We start from the raw sequence: 26,163 nt of genomic DNA on the forward strand, positions 1-26,163 counted from the left end.
ATATAAAAGTGCGCCCATATGCATACATCAGCAATTTATCAGCAATTAAAAAAATCATTAAATAGCTATATTGAGCAAGGTAACACCGCTTTTACAGTGGCGCTTTCTGGTGGCGTTGATTCTGTGGTGTTGTTGCATTTAATGCGCACTTTAAAAGTAGATAACCCTGCAATTAATGTATCGGCTATTTATGTCCACCATGGCTTGAGCCAGTATGCTGATGACTGGCAACACTTTTGCAAAAACGTATGCATTGAGCTTAATGTGCCTTTTGAAACTGCGAAAGTTGTTATTGAGCCGCAGTCGCGCACAAGTCTTGAAGCCCAAGCACGCGACGCCCGTTATAAAGCACTTGATGAACTAAGCCCACAAGGCAGCATTATTTTACTGGGCCAACACTTAAACGACCAAGTAGAAACGTTTTTATTGCGCTTAAAGCGTGGCTCAGGTTTAAAAGGGCTAGGTTCTATGTATAAAGAGCGCTTGCTGCAAAGTGGGCGTATATGTTTTAGACCATTGTTAAATGTAGCTCGCAGCGATATAGAAGCGTTTGCAACGCAGTTTAGTGTTAGCCACATAACCGATGACTCTAATACAGATGAAAGTTTTGATCGTAACTTTTTACGCTCAAAAATAGTACCTGTGTTAGCTGAGCGCTTTAATGGGTTTGAACAATGCACTGCACGAAGTATTGAGCTACTACAGCAGCAACAAACATTACTTGATGAATATACTCAGCTTGATTTAAATAAGTGTATTAACGAGCATCAAGCACTTTGCATTGGCCAGATAAGCGAATACAGCGCAGCGCGCATTGCAAATATAGTACGTGCGTGGCTTGCACTATTTACACAAGTGATGCCATCGCAAAAGCAGCTCGAGCAAATTATTAATCAAGCAATGCGCGCAAAAAACGATGCACAAATGCGTATTGATTTGCTCGATGGGCAAATACGTCGTCATCAAGGTTATTTGTATTTTGTAACACCAAGTGAAGTATTAACAGATATTGAGCTGAATCATTCACAGCTAAAACTGGCAGACGGGCGCTTATTAATTAAAAGCACCGGTTGCGGAGTAAGACCTCCACACGCTAATGAGCAAGTAGTAGTGCGCTTTGATTGCAATAGCGCACGCATTAAACCACTTAAAAAGCCTGGTAGTAATACAGTTAAGCATTGGTTTAAAGATGCAAAAATAGCGCCCTGGCTTCGCGCCAGTGTGCCGCTTATTTTTTATAATGATGAATTAGTTCAAGTGGTTGGTTATTTTATAAGTGCTAAACATATTGATGAAAATGGTATTTTTTGGGAGTGTAAATAAATGAGTAAACAGCCGCATGTTGGTTTGTCGTTAGTTACTAAAGCGCCAATGGGTATGCTAATAACGGCCGTTATAGCTATTATTGCTAATATTTTACTTGAGCTAAATATAGTTACGCTAGGTTATGCAGTTGCGGGTGGAATTGTATCTGCAGTGCTTTTATTAGCTTATTGGTTAGGTAAAGGTGGATTGTTTTTTATTTTAGGCGTGAGCCTGCCACTGCTTTTAGTATTATTTACACCGCTTGCTACTATTACCGCATTACTTAATTTAATTAGCGGATTCTTTTTTGGTTTTTGTGCCGCGTTGTTTATTTATAAATTGGTAAGTGCAAAGCCTAGCGGGGGAAGCTAGGCTTTTTATTTAATGCAGTTAAGTAAAGACTAATATGCTTTTGCGCAGTTTCTACCAGATGCTTTTGCTTTGTATAAACCTTTATCGGCGCGAGCAAATATTTCAGTTTCGCTGTCTTGGCTGTTAGCTAAAGTAAAACCAATACTGGTTGTTACTTTATACTTAGACATTAGGGGCGATTTTCTTACTAAGCACATTATCCGCTCAGCAATCACTTTATTCGTTGTAAACTCAGGGTCTTCAATAAGTAAAGCAAACTCATCACCACCAAATCTAAATACCGAATCGGTGCCGCGTATGCTGCTACACAGTACTTTTGAAAACTCTTTAAGTGTATCGTCACCAATTTTATGGCCAAAGTTGTCGTTAACTTGTTTAAAATTATCTAAATCAAGCAGCATTAAACTAAATGGACGCTGGTAACGACGGCAGTTTTCAAGCTTTTGCAGTAAAAAGTCATTAAACTGACTACGGTTATTTAAGCCGGTTAATGCATCCTTTGTGGCAAGCTTTAATACACGGCTATACATCATCGCATTACGAAGTGGATAAACCAGCGCAGTATGTAAAGTATGTAGCTTTTTCTCAATGGCTTGACCAAGCGGGAATTTACTAAAATAAATTAGCTGCCCTAAGTGTTCTTTACCAATCGCCAAATCAAAAATATAGGGTGTACTATTTGTATCACTCTGTGATGTTTGTGTAGTTCCCAGTGTTGACTGAAACTGTAAACCAGAGAAATTTAACAATTGTTTTGTAAATTTTGCGTATATAGCTAAAACATCCTCAATCACTAAGCTAGTTTGTAGCTCTGTAACGAGTTTATGTGTTTCTGTTATTTCATTTGTTGGCGAGTGTTCAGCCGAAAACGGCAAAAAATCACCGCGACCAGACACACGCTGCGTCAAAATATGGACGTTTTCCATTAAATTCTCCCCCGAGGGTGTTGCTTTGCAATTACTAAGCGATTTTTGTGCCATATTTTAAAACTTGCTGAAAAACAGAAGGTTGCTATATTTAAAGTAAGTCCCTTGGTTTAATTGACGCGTGAGGCCGAATTTGCAGAGTATTAATGTTCAAATTTTTGGCTTGCTAGTGGCAGCAGTTCTTTTTGTGTGGTTTTTTAAACGCATTGGCTTGCCGCCTATTTTGGCGTACCTAGCAACGGGGGTTTTAGCCGGTAGTCATGGTATTGGTTGGTTAGCGCAATCTCATGAAATAGAGTTTGTAGCAGAGCTTGGAATTGTGTTTTTGTTATTTAGTTTGGGGTTAGAATTTTCTATTTCGCGGCTAATGGCAATGCGAAGCCTAGTATTTGGGCTGGGCTCGTTACAAGTAGGTATAACCAGCTTACTCTTCATTATTATTTTATATTGTTTAGACTTTTCCCTACTCACCAGTTTTACCATTGGTACAATTATGGCGCTTTCTTCTACGGCTGTAGTGGTTAAGCTATTAAAAGAAACGGGTGAGCTTAATCAGCGCCGTGGGCAATTGGCCGTTGGTGTACTACTTTTTCAAGATATTGCTGTTGTTCCTCTATTAATAATATTCCCCTTATTTGCATCAAGTGACTCTCAAAGTATTGGTTGGGCTTTAGCGTTTGCCCTAAGTAAGGGCGCATTTGTATGCGTGCTTCTTTGGGCAATTGGTAAATGGGTATTGCCTATTGTGTTTAAAGAAATAGCGCAAGTACGAACCGATGAGTTGTTTGTGCTTACCACTATATTAGTAGCCTTATTTGCGGGCTTTTTAACGTATATGTTTGGCTTATCTATGGCATTGGGCGCTTTTTTAGCGGGAATGATGTTAGGTGAGAGCCATTACAGGCACCAGCTAGAGGCCGATATACGTCCATTTCGCGATATATTAATGGGGCTGTTTTTTGTAACTGTGGGTATGCAGTTAGATATTTTATTTGTACTGGCGCATATAGTAATAATTATTGGCGCATTGCTTGGGTTACTCGTATTAAAAATTACAGTAGTAGCACTTAGTGCGCGGCTAATGCATGAGCGAAACCAAGACTCGCTCGCCTGTGGCATTATGCTGTGGCAAATGGGGGAGTTTGGTTTTGTACTTATCGCACTTGCTGGCCAGCATCAGTTATTAAACTCAGAGCAAGCTTCATTTTTAATTGCCCTTGGTGTGTTATCAATGGCATTTACACCATTTTTGATTGATAAAACGCCATTTATTTTAAAGCGTTTGGGTATACTCGATCGCCCTAGTTTAGCGCTGGAGAGTGAGCCACAAAGTAGTACGCTTTATAGCGACCATGTTGTTATTTGTGGTTTTTCGCGTGTTGGGCAAACTATAGCGCGTTTTTTAAAGCCCGAAGCAATAGACTACGTTGCCATCGAAAGTAACCCAGTTTTAGTACAAGAAGGCAAAGCGGCAGGTGAGCCTGTTATATTTGGCTATGTTAAACAAAAAGATATTTTAAAGTGCGCAGGAGTAGAGCGAGCTCGCTTGGTTATTATTACTTTTACAGAGCTTGATCACGCGCAAGTTGTTATTGATGCCATAAAGCAAATAGCACCCAATGTTAAAATACTTATTCGTACTCGTGACGATAGCCAGTTAGATTATTTAAAAGGGCTAGGCGTAACCGAAGTAGTGCCAGAGTCGTTAGAGGCGAGCTTAATGCTCGTGTCGCATGTGTTGTCTATGTCGGGCGTACCGATGACGCGTATTGTGCGTAGAGTAAGTAAAGAACGTCGTAATCGTTATCCATTAATGCAAAGCTTTTACGCAGGGTATTTTAAAGATAGCGAAGATGCCTCCAGTGAACGATTAGAATACTTACATGTTGTAGCGCTACCTCAGCAAGCTTATGCCGTGGGTAAAACAATTGAAGATCTTAATTTAGAAAAGCGGCGAGTGCTCGTAAAAGCACTGCGCAGAGAAGGAGCCGAAATAGATACGCCATCAGCGCAAACAACATTATTGGCTAATGACGTTTTAGTATTACAAGGTAAACCAAGGCGTGTTGAGCGGGTAGAGCACTATCTGCTCGACGGAATCGAATAGTGACTTAGATTAATCTAGCTCTAAAAATTCACGCATCTTAGGCAGCTGCGCCATACCATCTTCATAGCCAATTTGCATTAAATGCTGGGTGTAGCGTTTTTCAAACAATAGGTAACTGGTTAAGCTCGATTGCGAATGCTTTTTTACACCTATGGTACGTAGCAATACTTTAATGGCCCATGGCATATCGTCGTAATACTGAGCTGCAATGGCATTAAAGTTTTGCGAAGGGTTAATGACAAAGGTATCTATTTGTTTAAGTTCTTGATGTTTGTCGCGAGCGGGTAATAGCCCTAATGTTCGGTTAACACGAGCTAAACGCTCCAAATCCGATTGCATAGTGTCGGTAAATACACTGTCGAGTAAATGCCCTGCAACAGCAGATAGACCCGGATAATGTGGCGAGTAACCCGGTGGGTGTAATTCTTTGGGTTGGTCGACCCCAATAATAAATATTTTTTCAGCGCCTAAATGAATCGACGGACTCAGCGGAGAAAGTTGATGTATAGAGCCATCCCCAAAGTAATGGTTATAAATATTTACACTTGGAAACACCATAGGAATGGCACTCGATGCCATTAAGTGCTCAACATTAATACGAGTTGCACGGCCTTCGCGTTTAGCACGCTGCCAAGATGTTTGCGTATTAGATTGAAAAAATGCAACAGAGTCGCCCGTTGTATAACTTGAGGCCGTAATAGACAGCGCATCTAAATAATTACGATGTAAATTGCGCTCAATGCGGTGTAAATCTAAAATTTCGTTTAATAAACCACGCAGAGGGCGGTTGTTTAGCAAGCTCGCTGGTGGATGGTTAATATGTTCTGACTGAAAGCTCGTTAAAATATTACGCGCAATATGACCAAATACGCTTAAAAAATCACTTTTATAGACCATAGAGGTTGAAAAGTTTTTCCAAACTGATTCAAGCTTTCGTACAGCCAAATGCGCACAGGAGGCGTAACATGCTAACGCAGCTGAGTTAATAGCCCCAGCAGAGGTGCCATTTATTACTCTAAATGGCAATGGAGCAGTGCGAGGCATACTATGAGCTAGCGCTTTAAGCACACCCACTTGATAAGCAGCTCGTGCGCCACCACCTGTGAGTAATAAGGCAATTTTAGGTTTTTGTGGATCAACTTGCTTGATTTTCATATTGGTGGTTAAACTGTTCTACGTCTTTACTTTATTTATTAACTGTAAGTCTTTAAGCTAGAAGAATCAAAGGATAACTGCCCTAATACTTATTACATTGTTTAATCACCCAATTTAGTACGTAACTTACTTTGCTATAATTGCCATATTATAAAATGTAATAGTATTTGTGTAAGAATGAATTTAATCCACTTAGCGTACTCTAAGTGATATCGCATTTTAATTTTTATGGAGTTCGTATGTCAGATAAACCAGAAGCATCAGATGTTCAAAAACGTCCACCTAATAACAATATTCTTTTCGCCGTTATTATTTTAATAGTCGTAGCATGTGCGGCCGCCTTCGTATTGCTTACACCCAGTGACGAGCAAGCAACACGCACTGAGGTAGAGCCCACAGTTAAAGAACAACCTATGATGGAGCTTAAACCCGAGAACGACCCCGTGGTAGATGCGCCGTCTGTAAATCCAGAAAAGCCAGCAGAGCTTGAAGTACCAGCACAAAGTCCAAGTGAGCCAGTGCCAGAAGTAGAGCCACTACCAACGCTTAACGAAAGTGATGCAGTTGTTGTTGCTAAAATGGACGAGTACCTAAGCGACTCAGTAATGAGCTTAATGGTGACCGACGATGTTATTCGTCGTGGTGTGGTATATGTAGATAACTTAGCAAAAGGAAAAATAGCTAAAAAACACATGCCTGTTGTACAGCCAGAAGAAAAATTTAGCGTGAATGAAGGTGATATCCTAACGATTAACCCTAACAGCTACGAGCGTTATACACCGTATGTGAAAATATTTACCAGTATGAGTGCAGCGCAAGCCGTTCGCATGTACGAAGAGTACAAGCCACTTATTAATAATGCATACAGTGAAATTGGTTACGGCGATGACGAGTTTAATCAAACGCTAACCGATGCAATCGATTTATTACTTGATACGCCAGAGCCTGAAGGTGACTTGCCGTTACTTCGTGATTCAGTAACGTACCAGTATGCGTTTTCGGAGTGGGAGCAATTACCAGATGCACAAAAACAGCTTTTACGTATGGGTCCAGAAAATATGAAAAAAGTAAAAGCAGCATTACGTAATATAAAAGCGCAGTTAGAGAACAATTAATACGCACTAAAACAGCTAAATACGTCGCGATTGTATATGAAGTATGCAATCGCACTTTCTTTTTAGATTATCCCTTGAATAACAGAGTAAAAGTAGAGATAATCCCTCCCGCGCCAACCAAGGCCCTCAATGGTAGTCTTATTGGTCCTCTCGCAACACTAGCAGGCGAACCTGGTCAGGCCCGGAAGGGAGCAGCCACAGTTTGTGACGTGTGTGCCGAGATGTGGCTGATAAGACTGCCACCCAAATTCCTCATTTGGGTGTTTGAACTAATAAACTTAATTCCTCAAAAATAATTCCTCTAATTAAATAATACTATTTATTTATAGATTACTTTATAAATTACTTTATAGATTGTTATGTCATTTTTGTTAAAAATATTACTAATAACTACATGATAGTATTAATCAAAAGTAAATTAACCTCCCTTTTAAAGATGTTGCTCATCCTCGATTCGTAAATACGACTTAAGTCTAGATTGTGTAGTACGAAGTTAGGATTAGAATAATGTCAAATTTAGAGAGGAGCTCAGTATGCACTTGGAACGTATTCGCAATAGTAACCTGCATGACAAGGTGATGCCGGCAGAACAAGCAAGCCAATTTATTAAAGATGGAATGACTGTAGGGATGAGTGGTTTCACTCGCGCCGGAGAAGCTAAAGCAGTACCCAGAGCGTTAATTGAGCAAGTCAAAAAAAATCCAATAAAAATAAATTTAATGACTGGCGCATCTTTAGGTAATGATCTCGACAAGCTATTAACAGAAGCGGGCATTTTAGCGCGTCGTATGCCTTTTCAAGTAGATAGCACTTTACGTAAAGCGATTAATAACGGCGAAGTTATGTTTATTGATCAGCATTTATCTGAAACGGTTGAGCATTTACGTAACCATCAATTAACCATGCCTGATGTGGCTGTTATTGAAGCCGTTGCCATTACCGAAGAAGGGCATATTGTGCCAACTACATCGGTAGGTAATTCAGCGAGTTTTGCTATTTTTGCCAAAGAAGTCATCGTTGAAATTAATATGCTGCATAACCCGAATCTTGAAGGTTTGCATGATATATACATCCCTTCGTATCGTCCTACTCGCCAACCAATGCCGTTAGTTAAAGTAGATGATAGAATTGGTAGTACTGCAATTCCCATTGATCCTGCAAAAATTGTTGGAATTGTTTTTACTAACCAAAGCGATTCGTTTTCTACCGTTACCGACCCTGATGAAGACACCGCCGCTATTGCGCGCCATTTAGTTAACTTTTTTAAAGACGAAGTGGCTCAAAATAAATTGCCAGCTAATTTAGGTCCGCTACAAGCAGGCATTGGTAACATTGCTAATGCTGTAATGATGGGATTACTCGATTCTGACTTTAAAGACCTAACAATGTACTCTGAAGTACTACAAGATTCGACGTTTGACCTAATTGACGCAGGTAAGCTTAGTTTTGCATCGGGCAGCTCAATTGTTTTATCGGAGCGTTGTAATGCGCAAGTATTTAATAACTTAGAGCAATACAAAGACAAGCTAGTGTTACGCCCTCAAGAAATTTCTAACCATCCTGAAATAGTGCGCCGTTTAGGGATTATTGCAATAAACACCGCGCTTGAGTTTGATATGTATGGCAACGTAAATTCAACACATGTTTGTGGCACACGGATGATGAATGGCATTGGCGGCTCGGGTGATTTTGCTCGTAATGCTCATTTAGCAATATTTGTGACTAAATCAATTGCTAAAAATGGCGCTATTTCAAGCGTAGTGCCTATGGCCAGTCATGTTGATCACAACGAACACGATGTTGATATTTTAGTAACCGAGCAAGGCTTAGCTGATTTACGCGGTTTAGCGCCGCGTGAGCGTGCTGTACAAGTTATTAAGCATTGTGTGCACCCAGAATATCGCGAAGCGATGTTAGACTATTATGAGCGCGCTTGTGAGCGTGGTGGGCACACCCCTCATTTACTTGAAGAAGCGTTTAGTTGGCATATTCGCCTTGAACAACAAGGCAGCATGAAAAAAGTATCTGTAACAGATGCTCCAGTGCAACTGTCTGCATAAGCATTTTGGTTTATTAAAATTCAATCAGTAAGTTTTATACTTACTTTTGAACCGCACTAGTGTCAGCTCAATCAGCTTTGATTAGTGCGGTTTGATATAAACTGTAAGTCCAAAATAATTTTATACCTACTCTTTGCATACCTTTCCCAACCACCTTTTATTATTTTATTCACTTAGGTTTAAGTGCTATTACCGTTATTAAGTGTGTGATGTGCTTATTAAAAAAAGAGGTACTAAATGGCGTTTGATAGAGGATGAGAAGAGCGACCTGCAGTAAAACCAGTTAAGGGCTTGGTTTATATTTTGCCTGAAGGTTTTGAGTCTGATTCTGATTTAGCATATTGGGTAAATACGTGCGTTAACTTTGTAGAGTCTTTACCGCCCAAACCTTTTAAAAAACGACCCGCACTTAAGTAAATTAGCGAAGTATCACCTTAATTAAAATACGCATTGCAATCAAATTACTGGCGCTATGAGCATGAATACTACATAATTGAGCGACTGCTCACTTATGCGCTTTTTACTTAAGTATGATTCATACTATTTCAAAAGACGCTTTGAACACTAGTTTGTAAAGCTGTTTATTAGCACAGCTTTAAATTTTTTAGTAAATAAAAGAGAGAATGTAATGATTAAAGTAAGCGTATTATACCCAAATAATGAAAGTGCTACTTTCGATATGGACTACTACTGTAAAACACATTTACCACTAGTTGCAGAGTTAGTTGGTAAAGCGCTTATATCAAGTAGTGCAGATGCAGGTTTAGCTGGTGGCGCACCGGGCGAAGCGCTAACTTATATTGCTATGGGGCATTTAGTGTTTGAATCGGTAGAATCTTTTCAGCAAGCCTTTGCACCTCATCAAGAAGTAATAGCGGCTGATTTAGTTAATTTTACTAACGTGTCTCCAGTAATTCAAATTAGCAATATTGCTGGGTAAATTACACGCTAAAACTAATTTAAGAATTACTTAATAACCCCTACTGTATTTAATACAGTAGGGGTTTTATTTTAACTGCAATAAAAGGGCTAGCGCTCTGTTTTAAGTAAAATTAGTTCTAATATTTAGATGTATTAAACCCGCTCCTGTGTTGATTATGAAAATGATAAGAGTTATCATTTAGCTTGTTGGCTATCTACACTTCTCCCAGGAATTATCATGTTTAACCCTAATTATTTGGCATTAAGTATTGCTGCGTCTTTATCTGCTTTTTCTAATATGGCATTTGCAGAGCAAAATAACGATATTGAAAAAATAGAAGTAACTGGCCGTGCCCAGCAATTTTACCTAGAAACCGAAAGTAAAATTGGTACTAAAACTAATTTAGATCTTATTAAGCTTCCGCAATCGGCTCAGGTGTTAACAGAGCAACTTATAATTGACCAAGCAGCTCGTGACATTACCGATTTGTACCGATCTATTGCGGGAGTGAGCGAATATAGCTACTCAGGCGTAACTTTTCGTGGTTTTAGAGATGACGCAAATGTATTTTACGATGGTGTGCGTGGCGACCCATATTCGGGCTTTGGTGTACCGCAGTTATTTAATGTAGAACGTGTTGAAGTATTAAAAGGGCCAGCCTCTGCTTTGTATGGCGGTGGCGAACCTGGTGGGATGATTAATTACGTAACTAAAAAGCCAAGCTACACACAAAAACGCGAACTAAAGCTTACTCTGGGTAACTACAATACCCGAGGTGCATCACTCGATATGACCGGTGGTTTAAGCGATACAATGGCTTATAGATTGGGTGGTTACTATGAGGAGCAAGATAGCTTTCGAAACAATGCTGACTCAAAAAACATCGAGCTGACGGGTGGATTGTTATTTGATTTAAGTGATTCAACAATCCTAACCACAAGTGTTGACTACATTAAACAAGACCTAGGCGGAAACCGCCTACGTGGCGTACCGGTAGATGACAACGGCAACTTTTTAGTTGACCCAAGTTATAACGCCAATGAGTCGTTTGATTATCAAAATATGGAAGCTTTGGTACTTCAAGCCGAGATAAGTCATTACTTTAGTGATGATTTTTCTGTAAGTAGCACACTGCGTTACATGGATAACGAACGCGATCAAGGCTACCATGAGTCGCAAAGTTGGGTAGATGTAAACGGCGATGGCATTGCCAATATTGACGACGAAACGATTAAGCGTGAATACCGCAAGCAATATCGCGCTAATGAAGAAACAAGCTTAACCTCCGACTTTATTTATAACTTTGGACAAGGACAATTAACCCATCAGTTTTTATTTGGTGGTGATTACCACACCGTTGATACCGAATATGACTACTTACGTGCCCGATATGAGGCCGATGGCGTCGCTAATTTAAATATTTTTAATTTAAACTACGGTGAAACCGATCCAAGTACTTATAACCTCACCGACATGAACCGCGATGGCGTTGATACCTACCGATTTGGTGTGTATGCGCAAGACGTAATTAGCATAGGCGAGCAGTGGACAATAATTGCAGGCCTACGCTATGACCATTTTAAAGAGTTTAATCAAGAAACTGGTTTTAGTTACTCAGATAACGACATAACGCCGCGCGTTGCTGTTACTTATCAACCAGTAGAAAACACATCGGTATATATTAACTACTCAGAGAGCTTTAATCCTACATCGTCAGCCGACCAAGAGGATGTAGAAGGCGAAGGTAATTTAGAACCAGAAACCGGCAAGCAAACCGAGCTGGGTATGAAAAACCAATGGCTCGACGGCAAAATAATGAGCACCTTTGCAATTTACCAAATTAATAAAGAAAACGTGGTAATGAGCAACCCAGACGATACGGGAGCGGGGGATGGAATTGCTGCACTTTTAAATATAGGTGAAGTAGAAAGCCGAGGATTTGAAACAACTTTAGTCGGCGATTTATCAGCGCACTGGACCGTAACGGCTAACTACGCATACAACGATACGCAAGTGGTAGACGGCGTAACGGGTGATACGCTTTCAAATACATTTGGAGATGGTTCGCGCTTTGCTAATGCACCACGCCACCAGGCAGGTTTATGGACTCGCTACGCAATTGATTCAATTGACTCATCAATTGCATTTGGTGCAAATTACGTAAGTGAGCAACTTAGTACCAGTGGCCAAAAAGTAAAACCATTTACTGTATTTGATATGAGCTGGACGAGTCGCTTTGACGACGTATTACTGAGTGTAAATATTAATAACCTGTTTGACAAAGAATACGCGGTTAGTGGATTTAGTGAGCGAAACGGCCACTTTCCTGGCAGCCCTCGTGAAATTATTGGGCAAATAACCTACAAGTTTTAATACTTATTAGCGCGAGAGTCACTCGCGCTTTTTTTAAGTATCGCCTTGCACTTTTTTATCACTATTAAATTTAGCAGCTTCTTGAGTCGTGTTAATAGCCGTAATAGGGAAGGGGATTACAATACCTTCTTTTTTATAGCGTTTATGCAGGGCTTTTATAAAAGCAGATTTAACCCAAAAGCGATTAAAGTATTCTTTAGCTCTAAGCATTACCGTAAAGTTAATGCTTGATCTATCAAAGGTATGAAAAACCACAAAGGTATTGTAATCATCAACACCCCATTCGTGTGAAATAAGTATTTCACGAGCCACTTCAAGTGTTACTTGCTCAACAAATTCTAAATCTGAATCGTAATGCACGCTTATATCAACAGGCACGCTTAGCTCTTTTTCAGGGTAAAAGTAATTAATAATACGCGACTTAGATAATTGGCTATTAGGTATAATAATCATATTGTTAGGTAGCATTTTAACCCATGTAGATCGCCAGCCTATATGATCAACAAAGCCTTGCTCCTTAGATTCAAGCTCAATAAAATCACCCACCCTTATAGGTTTATCTATTACTAGCTGCACGCCAGAAAAAAAGTTTTCGAGGGTAGGTTGCAAAGCAAGGGCAACAGCCAGTGATGTAATACCTAACGAGGCAATAATGGGCGTAATAGAAATACCTAACGTGCCCATTAATACCAGCAAACCCACTGACGATAATGTAACGCGTATCACGCCTTTAATTATGCTTTTTGAATTAAAAACCACGGCAGATTGTTTACCATAGTAATTAATAGTGCCAATAATAAAGCGGTCTAAAAACATAATAAGTGCAAGCAGCGCTAATACAATATTAATGCTATTAAAAGGGATCTGTTGAGAAATAGAAGTACTAATAATGAAAGTGTCGTGCTCTAAAATGGTGAGTAGCACAATAATTGTGCACAGTGTTAGCGGCTTAGATATTGACTCTATTAGTAAAGTATCGAATATAAACGTGGTTTTTGAAGTCCATTTTTTTAGCCAGTACATTACAAAAAAACGAATTAAAAACAGTAGTATAGCTATAAGTAAAAGGGAGGACGCTGCGCCTAACCAAGGTGTGTTGTTAGAAAATTCCAGCGCTTTATTTAGCATAACTTAAACCTGTTCAATATAGTTTTATATATTGCAGCAAGTTATGTACCTTTGTTTGGGTAAAGTAGCTGCCGAGTTTAGTCGGCAGCAAATATTATACTTTTTTGGCTAACCACATACCGGCTAGTACGGCTGCAAAAAATAATAAAAACTCCATTTTAAGAGATACTAATTGAACCAAACCCGGGCCTGGGCATATACCACTTAAACCCCAGCCTAAACCAAAAAGTACTGAGCCGATAATTAAGCGCGCATCAATATTTTTTAAATTACTTAAATTAAACGTTCCTGAAATAAGTGGTTTCTCTTTTTTTGCAACCCATAACCATGTAAGCATCATTATTAGCATGGCAACAACCATCACTATAATTAAGCTTGCGTCCCATTGGTTTCCATAGGTAAGAAAGTTAATCACTTTAGCTGGGTTTGTCATCCCGCTAACAATAAGTCCTAAGCCAAATATAAAGCCTATAACAACCATCATAATTGCTTTCATTATTTATCCTACAAGGTTTGCTGTAATGAAGGCGACAAGCATAAATGTGCATGTTGCAACCCAAGAGCGAGTAGAAAAGCGCGACATGCCGCACACACCATGGCCACTTGTGCACCCATTAGCTAACGTTGTACCAGCGCCAACTAAAAGCCCTGCAACAACAATAAGCCAAGGCGGTAATTGCAATTCGCCTTCTAATAAAGAAGGTGCAAATACCCTTACAGCCACTCCTGCCAACAATAACCCTAAAATAAAGTATAACTGCCAACGAGAGTCTGAATTTGCTTTAGCGAATACAGATTTAACAATGCCTGATATACCCGCAATTTTTCCGTATAAAACCAGTAATAACGTACACGCTATACCTATTAATGCCCCGCCTATTGCGGCCGATACTGGGGTGAATTCTGTTATCATTTTTAAATTTCCCAAACAATAGAAACGCCTAAACCGGTTTGTTTCATTTCGATTGATAATTGTTGATTAGGCGCTAAGTAGTTAGCACCCGTTACTTTTTTTGCTGGCGAATAAAAAGCCATAGCGTTTAATTGTACCTTGTTGGTAAAAGAATGGCTAAAGCCAGTAGTAAAATGCCACTCTTGAACACCCGGCGCTAAAATATTTAATATAACTTGAGAAGAAGGAATAGGCTGCTCGGTGTAAGACACCCCAAAACGAATTTTTTGTTGCGATGTACGCTGCCACTGATAGCCAAGCTTATAAATAGTCATATCGTTCCAGCCAAACCCAGCGCCTGCGTTAGCTCCTAAAGGCGCTGACATCAAGTTATTGACTGGATTTGCAATACTTTTTACTTCGCTGTAATTTATTTTTTGCCAATCAAATACTACCTGATTACTAGGTGTAAGCTTATAAGCTGCACCAAGTTGAAACGAACTTGGCAGATCAAATCCGCCTTGCTCTGCAAACAAACCTTTATAGCTATCAAATTCTTGCATAGACACTGATGAGCGGTAACTTGCTCCCCAGCTTAATGACGAATTTATATCTTGGCTAATACCTAGTTGAATGCCTAAGCCTGTGCTTGTATCGGCGCCATTATTTGTAAGCGCTTGGGGTGATTGCGAAAAAGGAGCAAAGTTTCCAAGCCCCTGTGCTTCAAACTGTTGCACCACGTAAATAGGGGATACACCAAGGCGTGTTTGTTCATTCAACTCATAGCTTACTGTTGGGCTAATAAAGAGTTGTTTTAAATCAACGCCCGTCGTACCAGCGTAAAAAGTCCCCTCAGGAGAGGATTCTGCGCCGTACTCGGTATTCATACCGCCGTTGCCATACACTAATAATCCAATATTTACTTTTTCATTTAATTGATGGCCAATAGCAAACTCTGGAATTGCAAATACAGTGTTGTCGCTTTTTTGTGTTTTTGCTTCAAGATAAAATGCGCCAGGGTAAAAAGTATCTACTTTTGATGCAGTATATTTTCGTTTAGGTGAAAAAAGCTCTAAGCCCAGAGATAGCTCTGTTCCATTAGGTAAAAAGGTTGCTGGATTATTAGCGCCAGACATTAATTCTTCTGACAGTGCTACACCTGCGCCAGCCATGCCTTTGTGGGTCATGCCATAGCCGTGAGTAAAATAACCATTAGTAGCAAATGCACTGAACGAACCTAACGCACACGTTAAAGCTAAGCCTGAAATTAACTGTTTTTTCATTTTAGTAAATACATAAAGTTGGAATGGGCGGACAATAGCTAATTTTTGATATTCTAAAAAGGAATTTAAATAGATTAGTTATAATAAAAGGTAATACGGCAATGGTTATAAAGTTAAAATAAATGAGCGTAGATTGCTATTCAGCCTTAACTTAAATTAAAAGTTTCGCTAACGTATTGAGCTGTAGTGATATTTAAGTATGCAATCGGTAGCTATAAACTTTGGTAGTAAAAGCTTGCTGGTAAAAGGAGCGTTTACGTATTAACAGCAGTTTAAAATATATTTATTAGTTAACGTTTAGCTCATCCAAACAATCACTCTTAAATAACGCCATTGTATGTAAAAGCAAAGCGGCGATTAATATCACCGCTTTTAAAAAATCACATAGATTCGAGCGTTTTACCGCGCGTTTCTTTAATGTATTTAACAACAAAAAATATGCTTATAAGTGCCGATAACGCATAAAAGCCATAAGCACCAGCAAGGCCAATGTTAGCCAGCATAATAGGGAAGGTCATGGTAATTGCAAAGTTAGCAATCCATTGTGCGCTAGCCGCAACGGCAAGGGCAGCACCACGAATACGGTTATTAAACATTTCGCCCAATAATACCCATACAATTGGGCCCCAACTTAAGCCAAAAAACACCACAAATAAGTTAGCCATAATAAGCGCAAACGTACCCATGTTATCGCTAAGTGCAAGTTTGCCTGCTTCATCAAGGCCTGCACTGCCAAATATATAAGTAAGCGCGCTTAAGCTAATAAACATACCAATACTGCCTACTAATAGCAGTGGTTTACGGCCAACTTTGTCAACTAGGGCAATGGCAATAAAGGTCGATACAATATTAGTAGTACCTGTGAGCACATTTATAAACAGCGATTGCGACTCATCAAACCCAGCGGCCTGCCAAAGCTCAGAGCCGTAATAAAACACCACGTTAATACCCACAAATTGCTGAAACACACTCAGCGCCACACCCACCCAAACAATTGGGTGTACTTTTTTACTGCCATCAATAAATAAATCACGAATACTTGGATTTGTATCGCTGTGCAATGAGCGTTTTACATCGCTTATTTGCGCATCAACATTGTCGTTCGATATTTTACTAAATACCGCTTTTGCATCGCCTACTTTACCTTGCGCCACTAAATAACGAGGCGACTCAGGAATAAACAAAACACCCACTAAAAACAGTACAGCAGGCACAAGCTCAGCCCAAAACATCCAGCGCCAAGCGGCTATATCAAGCATTAAAATATTTTGCGCGCTGCCTGCTGCATCAGCAATTAAGTAGTTACTTAAAAAAGCAGCAAATAAACCCAATACAATAGCGAGTTGTTGCAATGTAGCTAAACGACCACGTAGTGCTGGTGGCGCAACTTCTGCAATATAAGCTGGCGCTAATACCGATGCAGCACCAATACCTAAACCACCAAATAAACGGTAAAAAATAAACTCCGCAGAGCTTTCGCTAATGCCCGAACCAAATGCACTAATGGCAAAAATAATCGCGGTGATGATCATAATTGCACGGCGACCAAACTTATCAGCCAGCGGCCCCGCAGCCAGCGCACCTAGGGCGCACCCTAGTAACACAGACGCTACATTAAAGCCCGTAGCTACACTGCTTGAATTAAATGCATTACCGAGTGCCGACACCGTGCCGTTAATAACGCCCGAGTCAAAACCAAATAAAAAGCCACCAATAGCAGCAACGGCAGAGATAAAAATTACGTAAAAAAGTGAGCACGTGTTTGATGTGTGCGCCGAGCTATTATTCCTCGGCGATAAAGATGATGTCATGATTGTGTGTCCTGATTTTTATTATTGTGTACTGTACTATATTGAAGCGCTTGGATCTGCGTAATTTAAACGAATTTTATCTGGGCTAATTCTTTCATAACTAATATTAAAATTATTATTTAATACTTCTAATAAGCCCTTAACATCGCCTGTTTTAAACATACCAGCGACTTGTACCCTTGTTAAACGCTCATCATCAGAAAGCTCAAAGTCTATATTCGTATATCGACTAATCTCGGCCATGGCATCGGCAAGAGATTCGCCTCTAAAAATAAGGCTTCCTTTACGCCAAGAAAGACTAGCCGCTACATCTATAGGGTCTACTTTTTCAACGTGCTTAGCTATTTTACCTTTGAAACTTAAATCGAGCTTTTCACCTTTAGAAACTGCTGTAGAGTTATTTGATAAATATTTACCAAGCTTATTTGTTCCATTTTTTTGGAGGTTTGATGGTTGCGAACTAGTTTGTTCGGCAACAAGCACTTTGCCATCAGTGACTATTAACTCTATTTGTTTTTTACCCACTTCAACATTAAACGCAGTGCCTACTGCCTGAATAACTTTATCACCAGCAATAACACTCAAAGGCCGTGTCTTATCATGCGCCACATTTATATGTATCTCGCCCCGCAGTAAGTTAATTACTCGAGAGTCTCGGGTATATCTTATTTGTACAAAGCTATTAGTGTTTAATGTGATTTCACTTTTATCTGGCAAAATTATGTCTTTGCTTTCACCTACACCCGTTTGAAAGTTAAGTTGCTTAGCGACAACAGCTGACTGATTAACGGGATAAAAAAATGAAAAATTAAATGCTTCTTGAAAAAAGCTAAGTGCAACAGCCAATAAAACAGAAGCGGCCGTTGCACCTAACCACACAGGGAGGCGTTTTTGTCTAGATTGTGATTGCGGGAATAGATCAGATAAGCGGCTAAGTTCACCCATCTTGTCCCATAGGTGTGCAACTTCAAGCAATACTTCGACGTTTTTATATGACTGAGCTAACCATAGCTGCAATGCGTCTTTTTCGGGTTTAGTTAAACCTCTATCGAGCTTGGCAAGCCATTCACTAGCACAATCAAGGCGTGCGTCTTCGACGGCCTTATTATTTCGTTCGCTTATATGGTGGACATTACTCATGACTACCTCCAGCACTTTTTTGTGAAGAAGAGTTCGGTTTGCCATACACACTTTTTTCAGATTGACGCATAAACTGCGTACAACGTTTTACGCCGGTTGCTATATGTTTTTCCACGGTACTTTCACTAAGGTTTAATTGAGCAGCAATTTCTCGCTGCGAATAACCATACACTTTTTTTAATACAAACACTTTACGGCATTGAACAGGCAAAAGCCTGACAGCTTCACAAAAATTTGAAAATTCGCAATCGGTTAGCGCATTTTCGTACATTTCGTCTTTCTGATGTTCTGCTAAGAGTTGCTCTAATGCTTCCATGTTGTCGATACTATCGACTAGTCGTATATTGGCTTGCTTTTGATAATCGAGCGCTAGGTTACGCGCCGTTTTATAAATAAAAGATTTTGGTGAGCTAATGTTTTCAGTGTTTTTTATTTGACAAATTCGCACGTAAGTTTCTTGCACAATGTCTTCAATTTCATGTGGAGGTACTATGCGTGCCACTACATTTGAGAGACCTTTGCGCGAGGCCAGATAAGCCTTATAAAATAGTGTGTCTTTTGTCATTGAGTGTGTGTCTCGTGTGTGTGTGGTTTTGGCAATTGTTGTTATTGTTTTGCCATTACAGCTTAAGACGATTGGTAATAAAAAATCCGCTACTCAATTTTAAAATAAATTGTTTTTCTATTTGTAAAATTGCAGGCACTATCAATCCTTGTTGTTAAAAGCTTGTAATTTGAATACCAAGTGTACTACAGTTTTTCAAATTATTAACACGTATAGGCTAGCTCTATAATTATACGTGTTCATATAACCAATTAATTAATATAAAAATATATTTAACTTTTTTAGTTGAAACCCCACAACATTTTTTTTGCACACCAAAAAATAATAAAGGTTTAGTAATAATAAGTATGGCTAGTCAAAAAAATAAATTATTTGAAAAAAATAAAAAATATTTATGGAGGAAAATAAAAAGTCACTCGTCTTCATTCTGTGTATGGCCAAAAACTATACGCATGGAATGTATACATTTGCCACTTTGTTTACCGCTATATGTGCTTGTTTTTAGCTTAGTCACCACAGAGGTGAAAGCGAGCTCGGTGGACGAAAAAGCAATGTTTAACATTCCTCGACAAAGGGCCGATTTATCGCTAATAAACTTTGCCGAGCAAGCCGATATTACTTTGCTTTTTCCGTTGGATAAAATTCAACAGTTACAAACAAATACTATTACTGGCGAGTATTCAATAATAAATGCATTACAGATTTTACTCGACAGTACCGGCTTGCAAATGCAAGTTAGCGAAGATGGGCAAATTTCTATTTTAATAGACCCTAGCTTCGAGAGAACTGACAACATGGCTAACTATAAAAAAAATGGCGTGTCGAGTGCTGTACTAGCTGTATTAAGCACAATGGCAACCCTTCCTGCAGTTGCAGAAACAGCAGTACAAGATCCAGAAATAATAGAAGTACGCGGAATTAGAGGCTCGCTTGGTCGAGCCATGGATGCAAAAAGAGAAGCCGGTGGCGTGGTTGACTCCATTTCAGCAGAAGATATTGGTAAATTTCCTGACACAAATTTAGCCGAGTCTTTGCAACGTATTACTGGGGTTTCAATAGACCGTTCAGGCGGCGAAGGGCAGCTTATTACGGTGCGTGGTTTTGGCCCGCAGTTTAATACTGTACTAGTAAACGGACGCCAAATGGCATCAGAGAATCAAAGCCGTGCATTTAGCTTTGATACCATTGCATCAGAATTGGTTAAAAGCCTAGATGTATTTAAAACCTCAACGGCCACTATGCAATCTGGTGGTATTGGCTCAACAGTAAACGTTAATACGGCGCGTCCATTTGCGATTAGTGGCTTTAAAATAGCGGGTAGTGTTAAAGGTATTTACGATGAAAATAGCGAAGAAACCACACCAGAAATTTCAGGGTTAATTAGTAATACATTTAATGATGACACACTGGGTTTGTTGTTTGCCGTTTCTCGCCAAGAGCGCGAAACACGCTTAAACCAAGCTCAAGTAGATGGATGGCTCGAAAACGTCGGTGTTTCAAACCCGCAAACTCAAAGTGGGCAAGCTTACAGTGGTAATATATTTTCGCCACGTAATTACGATCATAAAGTTACTACAGAAACACGCACACGCACTAATGCCAACTTAGTTATTCAGTATGCCCCATCAGATGATTTAGTGATTACTGCTGACGCACTTTACTCCGATTTTGATGTAGAGGCCGATACAACTTCATACGGGCACTGGTTTACAGCACCAAACTTAGAAGGCTTTGGTGATGCAGCAGGCCCAACTGTTGATGAAAATGGCACTGTGGTTGATTTATATCAAGAGGTAGGCCTTGCCACCGATATGCACGCTAAAAAGTTTGATCGTTTAACCAACTCTAGCGCATTAGGTTTAAACTTTGATTGGCATGTAAACGATAACTTAAATATGAAGTTTGATTTGAGCCACTCAAAAGCCGAGCGTGAGGCTAATAATGGCGGTGGCGATCAGCTATCGTTGATTGGCTATGCTAACCGAGTGCGCTTTGAAGTAGACGGTGGCATTTTGCCTTACGCCAGTGAATTTGCCACAGCTAACCCTAATATTTACAGTGGCCAACAAGAACTGAATGGTGTGGCTTACGATCCAGGGGTAACGCCTGATGGAGTGTCTAATCATTTAGATACAGCAAATAGCCGAGCACATGTAATGCTCCGCCGTGGTTGGGCTGTTGAGGATACTGTTGATCAATTTCGCTGGGATAGTGTATGGAATAACGAAGGTACATCGGGGTTAATCGCGGTTAAATTTGGTGCCATGTACTCAACTGAAACTAAGAACCTAGCTCGTTGGGATAACGAAGGCGTTGGTATTCATTGTACTTTTTGTGGTTACCCAGATGCTCCGAGCATGGACGGCTTAGCGCAGTTTGTATTTGATGCTGGAGATGACTTTTTAGGCGATGTAAGTGGTAGCGGTCGTATGCCAACGTCATGGCTTGCACATGATGGAGAGGCAAACTTTGCGTACCTTGAGCAAATAGCTGCGGCGAATGGTCAGCCTATTAGTTTTGATGCAGTTAAACGCAATAAATCGTTTGAAATCACCGAAGATACTTTTTCATTCTATACTGAATTTGATTTTGAGGCCGAGCTTGCAGGCATGCCATTATACGCATCTGCTGGGTTTAGATATGAAAGTACCGATGTAAAAGTAAAAGGCACAGATGAGCCAGTTAGCGCGCTAACTATTTTAGATAAAACCGAGATGTTGGCTAACTTTGGTGCAGTAAAAAATATTTCATCAAGCTCAGATTACGAAGCTATTTTGCCTAACTTTAGTGTAAAGCTTGAAATTAATGACGATTTGATAGCCCGTGCTGCCGTATCACAAACGATAACGCGCCCAACGCTCGATAGTATGTCGCCAGTGACTGTTATCGAAACTACTCGCCAAGGTGGCAACTTAACATCAAGCTCAGGTAATCCTGCACTTGAACCATTTACCTCAGATAACTTAGATTTATCACTAGAGTGGTACTACGCCGACGCAAGTTACTTATCAGCTGGTTACTTTAGAAAAAACGTTGCTAACTTCATTATAAACACCACTGAAGACTTAACGTTCGAGCTTGCTGGTGGTGGGTTACTTACAGACCCTTCTACAGGCAATGATGTAGATAACTCTGATGCTGCCGACTCTACAGCCGTGTTTACCAATACGTTACCAAATAATAGCGAGTCGGCAATTGTTGACGGCTGGGAGCTGGCTCTACAGCATAGCTTTGATAGTGGCTTTGGCTTTGTGGTTAATGCAACGTTTGTTGATAGTGATGCAGAATTAGACCCAGCAGATATAACGCAGGTATTTGCATTAACGGGTTTAAGCGATTCTTACAATGTGGTTGGTTTTTATGAAAATGGGCCATTTCAGGCGCGTTTAGCTTATAACTGGCGTGACAGTTTTGTACAGTCGCTTACGCAGTTAAATGGTGATGGTGTCACTATAGTGGAAGACTATGCACAACTCGATGCCAGTGGAAGCTATGATATTACCGAAAATGTATCGGTGTTCTTTGAAGGTATAAACTTAACCGAAGAATACGTACACAAACGTGGTCGCTTTTCTAATCAATTACTAATGGTTGAAGATAGCGGGCGACGTTTTGCGTTAGGTGTTCGTGGTAGTTTCTAACTTAAATAATAAAAGTGGCTTTTACATTTAGTAATAGCCACTTTTTAAATATGCCTTTATAGGTAACAAGTATGAACCAGCAAAATAAAAAAATAAAAACAGTGGTTGTCGTTGGTGGCGGTATAGCGGGCTGGCTAACAGCAGGTCGATTAGCGGCACATCATAAGAGTAATACGCCCGATGGTCTTAATGTTGTGCTAGTTGAATCACCAAATGTACCAATTATAGGTGTTGGTGAAGGCACTTGGCCCACCATGCGCAGTACATTAATAGCACTTGGTATTAGCGAAACCGATTTTATACGCGAGTGTGAGGCAAGCTTTAAGCAAGGTGCAAAATTTGCCAAATGGGTGGATGGCAGCAATGATGATTTTTATTATCACCCATTAGTTCTGCCGCAGGGCTTTTCAAAAACTGATATGGCAGGGCATTGGTTAAATAACACAGCTGAGTTAACTTCTTTTTCAAACGCAGTGTGTTATCAAGAAGCTATTTGTGAGCAAGGACTTGCCCCTAAAACAATTTGTACACCAGAATATGCTGCTATAGCCAATTATGCCTACCATTTAGACTCTGCAAAATTTGCTGTTTTTTTACAAAAACACTGTACGCAGCAGCTTGGCGTTAAACATATTTTAGCCGATGTAACGCAGGTCAATAGTGCTAAAAATGGCGATATTGCAAGCGTTACCACAAAACAACAAGGTGAAATTAGCGGTGATTTATTTGTCGATTGCACCGGCTTTTCATCATTGTTATTAGGCGAGCATTACAAGGTTCCCTTTAAGCCCTGCGATGACGTACTGTTTATTGATACCGCCTTAGCAGTGCAAGTCCCTTATGAGAATGAAGATGAGAGCATTGCGTCTCACACAATTTCAACAGCGCAAGAAGCGGGTTGGATTTGGGATATAGGTTTACAGCACCGCCGTGGTGTAGGTTACGTATATTCGAGTAAATATAGTACAGAAGCGCGAGCCAGAGAAAAACTCAAAGAATATGTAGGCGATAAAATTGATTCGCTCACCATCAGAAAAATCCCTATTAAAAGTGGTCATCGCTCACACTTTTGGCAAAACAACTGTGTTGCAGTTGGGCTTTCGGCTGGCTTTTTGGAACCGCTTGAAGCTTCTGCATTGGTATTAGTAGAAATGTCAGCGCAAATGATCAGCGAACAACTCCCCCACACCCGCGATATTATGGATATTACCGCCAAGCGCTTTAATGAGACGTTTAGTTATAGGTGGGGGAAAATAATCGACTTTTTAAAGCTACACTATATTTTATCAACCCGTGACGATAACGCATTTTGGAGCGATAACAGAAACCCAAAAACGATTCCTCAAAGCCTACAAGATCTAATGAAATTATGGCAATACCGCGCCCCTGCTGACCACGACTTTATAAGTAACAATGAGGTGTTTCCAGCGGCGAGTTATCAATATGTTTTATATGGTATGGGCTTTAAAAGTGACTACAGCACAACTGCCTATATGCTTAAAGACACTGCTTTTGCTAAAAGTCAGTTTGATAAAAATAAAAGCATGATAAACCAAGCAGTCACTAACTTACCTAGTAACCGAGAATTGTTAAATAAAATTAAGAATCATGGCTTTAGCACTATTTAGCTTAAAAATTTACACATAAAAACAATAAAGAGACACGCATGGAAAATTTAGTCGCATTAGAGCAAAGTGCTCATCAGCATATAAAAATAGACACACAAAAAGCACAATCACACGCTGAAAACATTAATATGATTCCTGTTGTTATGGCGGAACTTAATCAAATTGCCGTTCAGCAGCCTATAGTTTTTGCAAAAAACTCAGAAACAGGGGAGTTTACACTCAATGCTTTATTAGGCTTTGAGCAACATGAGAACTTGTTTTATCAGAACTCGCAGTGGCAGGGCGTGTATTTACCGCTTCAATTACAGCGTCAGCCATTTTTTGTTGGTGATACTCATGCGCAGCAAACTCAATACCCTGTGTGTATTAATTTAAATAGCCCAGCAGTCGTTAATAATCGAGCGCAAAGCCAGAATAATTTAGAACCAATTTATACCCAAAGCGCAGAAGAAAGTAGCTATTTCAAACAAATAAAGCAGTGTTTAGGGCATTTATTACAAGGCGAAATAGACAATAAAAAGTTAATTGATACCTTGTTACAGTATGAGTTACTGCAGCCATTATCGCTTGAGGTAACGTTTCAGAACAGTCAAAAAATAAAGTTAAACGGCCTATACATTATTAACCAAGAAAGACTCGCACAACTTAATAGTGATCAAATTACGCTTTTACATCAAAGCGCTTTATTACCCGCTATTTATACTGTTATAACCTCACTTGGCCAAATATACCCATTGATAGAGCGTAAAAATGCAGTGCTTAATTTAGCCGATGATTGATTTTAAACTAAACGAAAATACGGCGTTACACATACATACTGTAGGGGAAGAGAAAACCCCAATTATTGTTATTGATGATTTTGTAAATAATGTAGATGCGCTTATTAATTTTGCTGTGTTTTCTCAAAGTGCTAGAGAATCGTTTTGCGCACAAGAAAGTGATTTTTACCCAGGAGTAAGAAAAGCAGCACCGCTTAGTTATATCGAGCGGTTAAAAGCGCTTGCGCCAATTATTAATTCGCACTTTGATATGGCGGATAAAAGCGAGTTTGATGTAATTCTTTCTGCTTTTTCAATTGCATGCACTGAGCCTGATAAGCTCAGGCCAATACAAATGCTCCCTCATTTTGATACACCTAATATGAATCAACTTGCTATGGTGCACTTTTTATGTGATGAAACTCATGGTGGTACTTCATTTTATAAGCATAAATCCTTAGGGTATGAACGTATAACAAAAGAGCGGCTTATGCTTTATAGACAAGCTATTAAGCAACAAGCCATGGCGCAAAAGCTTCATAAAAATCCACAATATATAAATGGAAGTACAACTTTGTTTGAGCAAGTTTACAGAGTAGAGGCAAAGCTAAATCGCGCAGTTATATACCCAAGTAACTTATTGCATTCCGGTAATATAAACGCGTCTAATGGTTATGCCTGCGACCCAGTTAATGGGCGTTTAACTATTAGTAGCTTTGCTGTTTTACGCTAGCTTTTTTATTACCGACTAAAACTCTCAAAGTACTCTTTTTACAGCTCTATAGTGAGTGCTTTAGGGCGAATGCCTTGTACTAGGTTGTATACCTCTTCTTATGTGTAACCTGTCGAATTTAAAATAAGTGCAGCGACCAACCCTGTGCCGCAGGTGCCACCTTTGCAATGTATGGCAATGGTTTGTTTTTGTTGTATGGCTTGTAATATGTCGCTTTTTACATTTAGTGCTTATCGACCCTACATTATT

General features: G+C 39.7%; 20 protein-coding genes, 1 other RNA gene and 1 pseudogene. 12 read left to right on the top strand and 10 right to left on the bottom strand.

The genetic code is table 11. The features are described 5' to 3' along the window. Positions 1-18 precede the first annotated feature (18 nt). Positions 19-1,323 (top strand): tRNA lysidine(34) synthetase TilS, encoded by a 1,305-nt coding sequence (gene tilS, locus CXF76_RS18930; RefSeq protein ID WP_101164362.1) that lies wholly within the window; start codon positions 19-21, stop codon positions 1,321-1,323. Beyond that, positions 1,324-1,677, top strand: coding sequence for a hypothetical protein (locus CXF76_RS18935; protein ID WP_007581020.1), 354 nt, complete (start codon positions 1,324-1,326; stop codon positions 1,675-1,677). A 29-nt stretch (positions 1,678-1,706) separates the two neighbouring features. On the opposite strand, the gene CXF76_RS18940 is transcribed toward CXF76_RS18935, so the two are convergent. Beyond that, a complete protein-coding gene (locus tag CXF76_RS18940; protein WP_024590733.1) occupies positions 1,707-2,603 on the bottom strand; it encodes a GGDEF domain-containing protein in 897 nt (298 codons plus the stop codon). Between the two features lie 133 nt (positions 2,604-2,736). On the opposite strand from CXF76_RS18940, the gene CXF76_RS18945 reads away from it, so the two are divergent. Further along, positions 2,737-4,710 (top strand): monovalent cation:proton antiporter-2 (CPA2) family protein, encoded by a 1,974-nt coding sequence (locus tag CXF76_RS18945; RefSeq protein WP_101164363.1) that lies wholly within the window; start codon positions 2,737-2,739, stop codon positions 4,708-4,710. A 9-nt stretch (positions 4,711-4,719) separates the two neighbouring features. Here the strand turns inward: CXF76_RS18945 and CXF76_RS18950 are convergent, their stop codons facing one another. Then, positions 4,720-5,865 (bottom strand): patatin-like phospholipase family protein, encoded by a 1,146-nt coding sequence (locus CXF76_RS18950; RefSeq protein WP_007584072.1) that lies wholly within the window; start codon positions 5,863-5,865, stop codon positions 4,720-4,722. A 239-nt stretch (positions 5,866-6,104) separates the two neighbouring features. Between CXF76_RS18950 and CXF76_RS18955 the strand changes: the two genes are divergently transcribed. The 5 genes from CXF76_RS18955 to CXF76_RS18980 all read left to right on the top strand — a co-directional run bounded on the left by CXF76_RS18955 (position 6,105) and on the right by CXF76_RS18980 (position 12,335). Then, entirely contained in the window at positions 6,105-6,980 is an 876-nt protein-coding gene (locus CXF76_RS18955; RefSeq protein WP_101164364.1) for a DUF3014 domain-containing protein, read from the top strand. Positions 6,981-7,119: 139 nt separating this feature from the next. Further along, positions 7,120-7,216: signal recognition particle sRNA small type (ffs, locus tag CXF76_RS18960), an RNA gene on the top strand. Positions 7,217-7,513: 297 nt separating this feature from the next. Further along, positions 7,514-9,040, top strand: a complete 1,527-nt coding sequence (locus CXF76_RS18965; RefSeq protein ID WP_101164365.1) for an acetyl-CoA hydrolase/transferase family protein — start codon at positions 7,514-7,516, stop codon at positions 9,038-9,040. Positions 9,041-9,668: 628 nt separating this feature from the next. Then, a complete protein-coding gene (locus CXF76_RS18975) occupies positions 9,669-9,980 on the top strand; it encodes an EthD family reductase (RefSeq protein ID WP_101164366.1) in 312 nt (103 codons plus the stop codon). 219 nt (positions 9,981-10,199) lie between these two features. Next, the gene (locus CXF76_RS18980; protein ID WP_101164367.1) at positions 10,200-12,335 is read left to right on the top strand and encodes a TonB-dependent siderophore receptor; all 2,136 of its coding nucleotides are present in this window, start codon (positions 10,200-10,202) and stop codon (positions 12,333-12,335) included. 33 nt (positions 12,336-12,368) lie between these two features. Here the strand turns inward: CXF76_RS18980 and CXF76_RS18985 are convergent, their stop codons facing one another. The 7 genes from CXF76_RS18985 to CXF76_RS19015 all read right to left on the bottom strand — a co-directional run bounded on the left by CXF76_RS18985 (position 12,369) and on the right by CXF76_RS19015 (position 19,154). Next, complete coding sequence (locus CXF76_RS18985) at positions 12,369-13,463, bottom strand: mechanosensitive ion channel family protein (RefSeq protein ID WP_101164368.1); 1,095 nt, start codon at positions 13,461-13,463, stop codon at positions 12,369-12,371. 94 nt (positions 13,464-13,557) lie between these two features. Continuing rightward, on the bottom strand, positions 13,558-13,959 hold the full coding sequence (locus CXF76_RS18990) for a DUF6691 family protein (RefSeq protein ID WP_101164369.1): 402 nt from the start codon (positions 13,957-13,959) through the stop codon (positions 13,558-13,560). A 3-nt stretch (positions 13,960-13,962) separates the two neighbouring features. After that, on the bottom strand, positions 13,963-14,376 hold the full coding sequence (locus CXF76_RS18995) for a YeeE/YedE family protein (protein ID WP_021032090.1): 414 nt from the start codon (positions 14,374-14,376) through the stop codon (positions 13,963-13,965). Positions 14,377-14,378: 2 nt separating this feature from the next. Next, a complete protein-coding gene (locus tag CXF76_RS19000) occupies positions 14,379-15,638 on the bottom strand; it encodes an OmpP1/FadL family transporter (protein WP_101164370.1) in 1,260 nt (419 codons plus the stop codon). Positions 15,639-16,018: 380 nt separating this feature from the next. Continuing rightward, positions 16,019-17,449: a sugar porter family MFS transporter gene (locus tag CXF76_RS19005; protein ID WP_101164371.1), complete on the bottom strand. Its 1,431-nt coding sequence runs from the start codon at positions 17,447-17,449 to the stop codon at positions 16,019-16,021. Between the two features lie 36 nt (positions 17,450-17,485). Next, entirely contained in the window at positions 17,486-18,589 is a 1,104-nt protein-coding gene (locus tag CXF76_RS19010) for a FecR family protein (RefSeq protein ID WP_101164372.1), read from the bottom strand. Further along, positions 18,582-19,154 (bottom strand): RNA polymerase sigma factor, encoded by a 573-nt coding sequence (locus CXF76_RS19015; protein ID WP_024590760.1) that lies wholly within the window; start codon positions 19,152-19,154, stop codon positions 18,582-18,584. Before CXF76_RS19015 ends, CXF76_RS19010 begins: the two co-directional genes overlap by 8 nt. 347 nt (positions 19,155-19,501) lie before the next feature. Here CXF76_RS19015 and CXF76_RS19020 point away from each other — a divergent pair, with 347 nt between their 5' ends. The 4 genes from CXF76_RS19020 to CXF76_RS19035 all read left to right on the top strand — a co-directional run bounded on the left by CXF76_RS19020 (position 19,502) and on the right by CXF76_RS19035 (position 25,914). Next, positions 19,502-22,795 carry a TonB-dependent receptor gene (locus CXF76_RS19020; RefSeq protein ID WP_101164373.1) on the top strand — a complete coding sequence of 1,098 codons (3,294 nt, stop codon included), beginning with the start codon at positions 19,502-19,504 and terminating at the stop codon, positions 22,793-22,795. A 71-nt stretch (positions 22,796-22,866) separates the two neighbouring features. Beyond that, a complete protein-coding gene (locus CXF76_RS19025; RefSeq protein ID WP_101164374.1) occupies positions 22,867-24,423 on the top strand; it encodes a tryptophan halogenase family protein in 1,557 nt (518 codons plus the stop codon). Between the two features lie 38 nt (positions 24,424-24,461). Beyond that, positions 24,462-25,202 (top strand): SapC family protein, encoded by a 741-nt coding sequence (locus CXF76_RS19030; RefSeq protein ID WP_024608640.1) that lies wholly within the window; start codon positions 24,462-24,464, stop codon positions 25,200-25,202. Beyond that, positions 25,195-25,914 (top strand): DUF6445 family protein, encoded by a 720-nt coding sequence (locus CXF76_RS19035; protein ID WP_024590763.1) that lies wholly within the window; start codon positions 25,195-25,197, stop codon positions 25,912-25,914. The genes CXF76_RS19030 and CXF76_RS19035 overlap by 8 nt, the downstream gene beginning before the upstream one ends. A gap of 38 nt (positions 25,915-25,952) precedes the next feature. On the opposite strand, the pseudogene CXF76_RS20845 reads toward CXF76_RS19035, so the two are convergent. After that, a pseudogene (locus tag CXF76_RS20845) lies at positions 25,953-26,132 on the bottom strand (protein phosphatase); the annotation flags it as partial. Between the last annotated feature and the right edge of the window lie 31 nt (positions 26,133-26,163).

Source organism: Pseudoalteromonas sp. 78C3 (assembly GCF_002836695.1).
Lineage (GTDB): Bacteria > Pseudomonadota > Gammaproteobacteria > Enterobacterales > Alteromonadaceae > Pseudoalteromonas > Pseudoalteromonas arctica.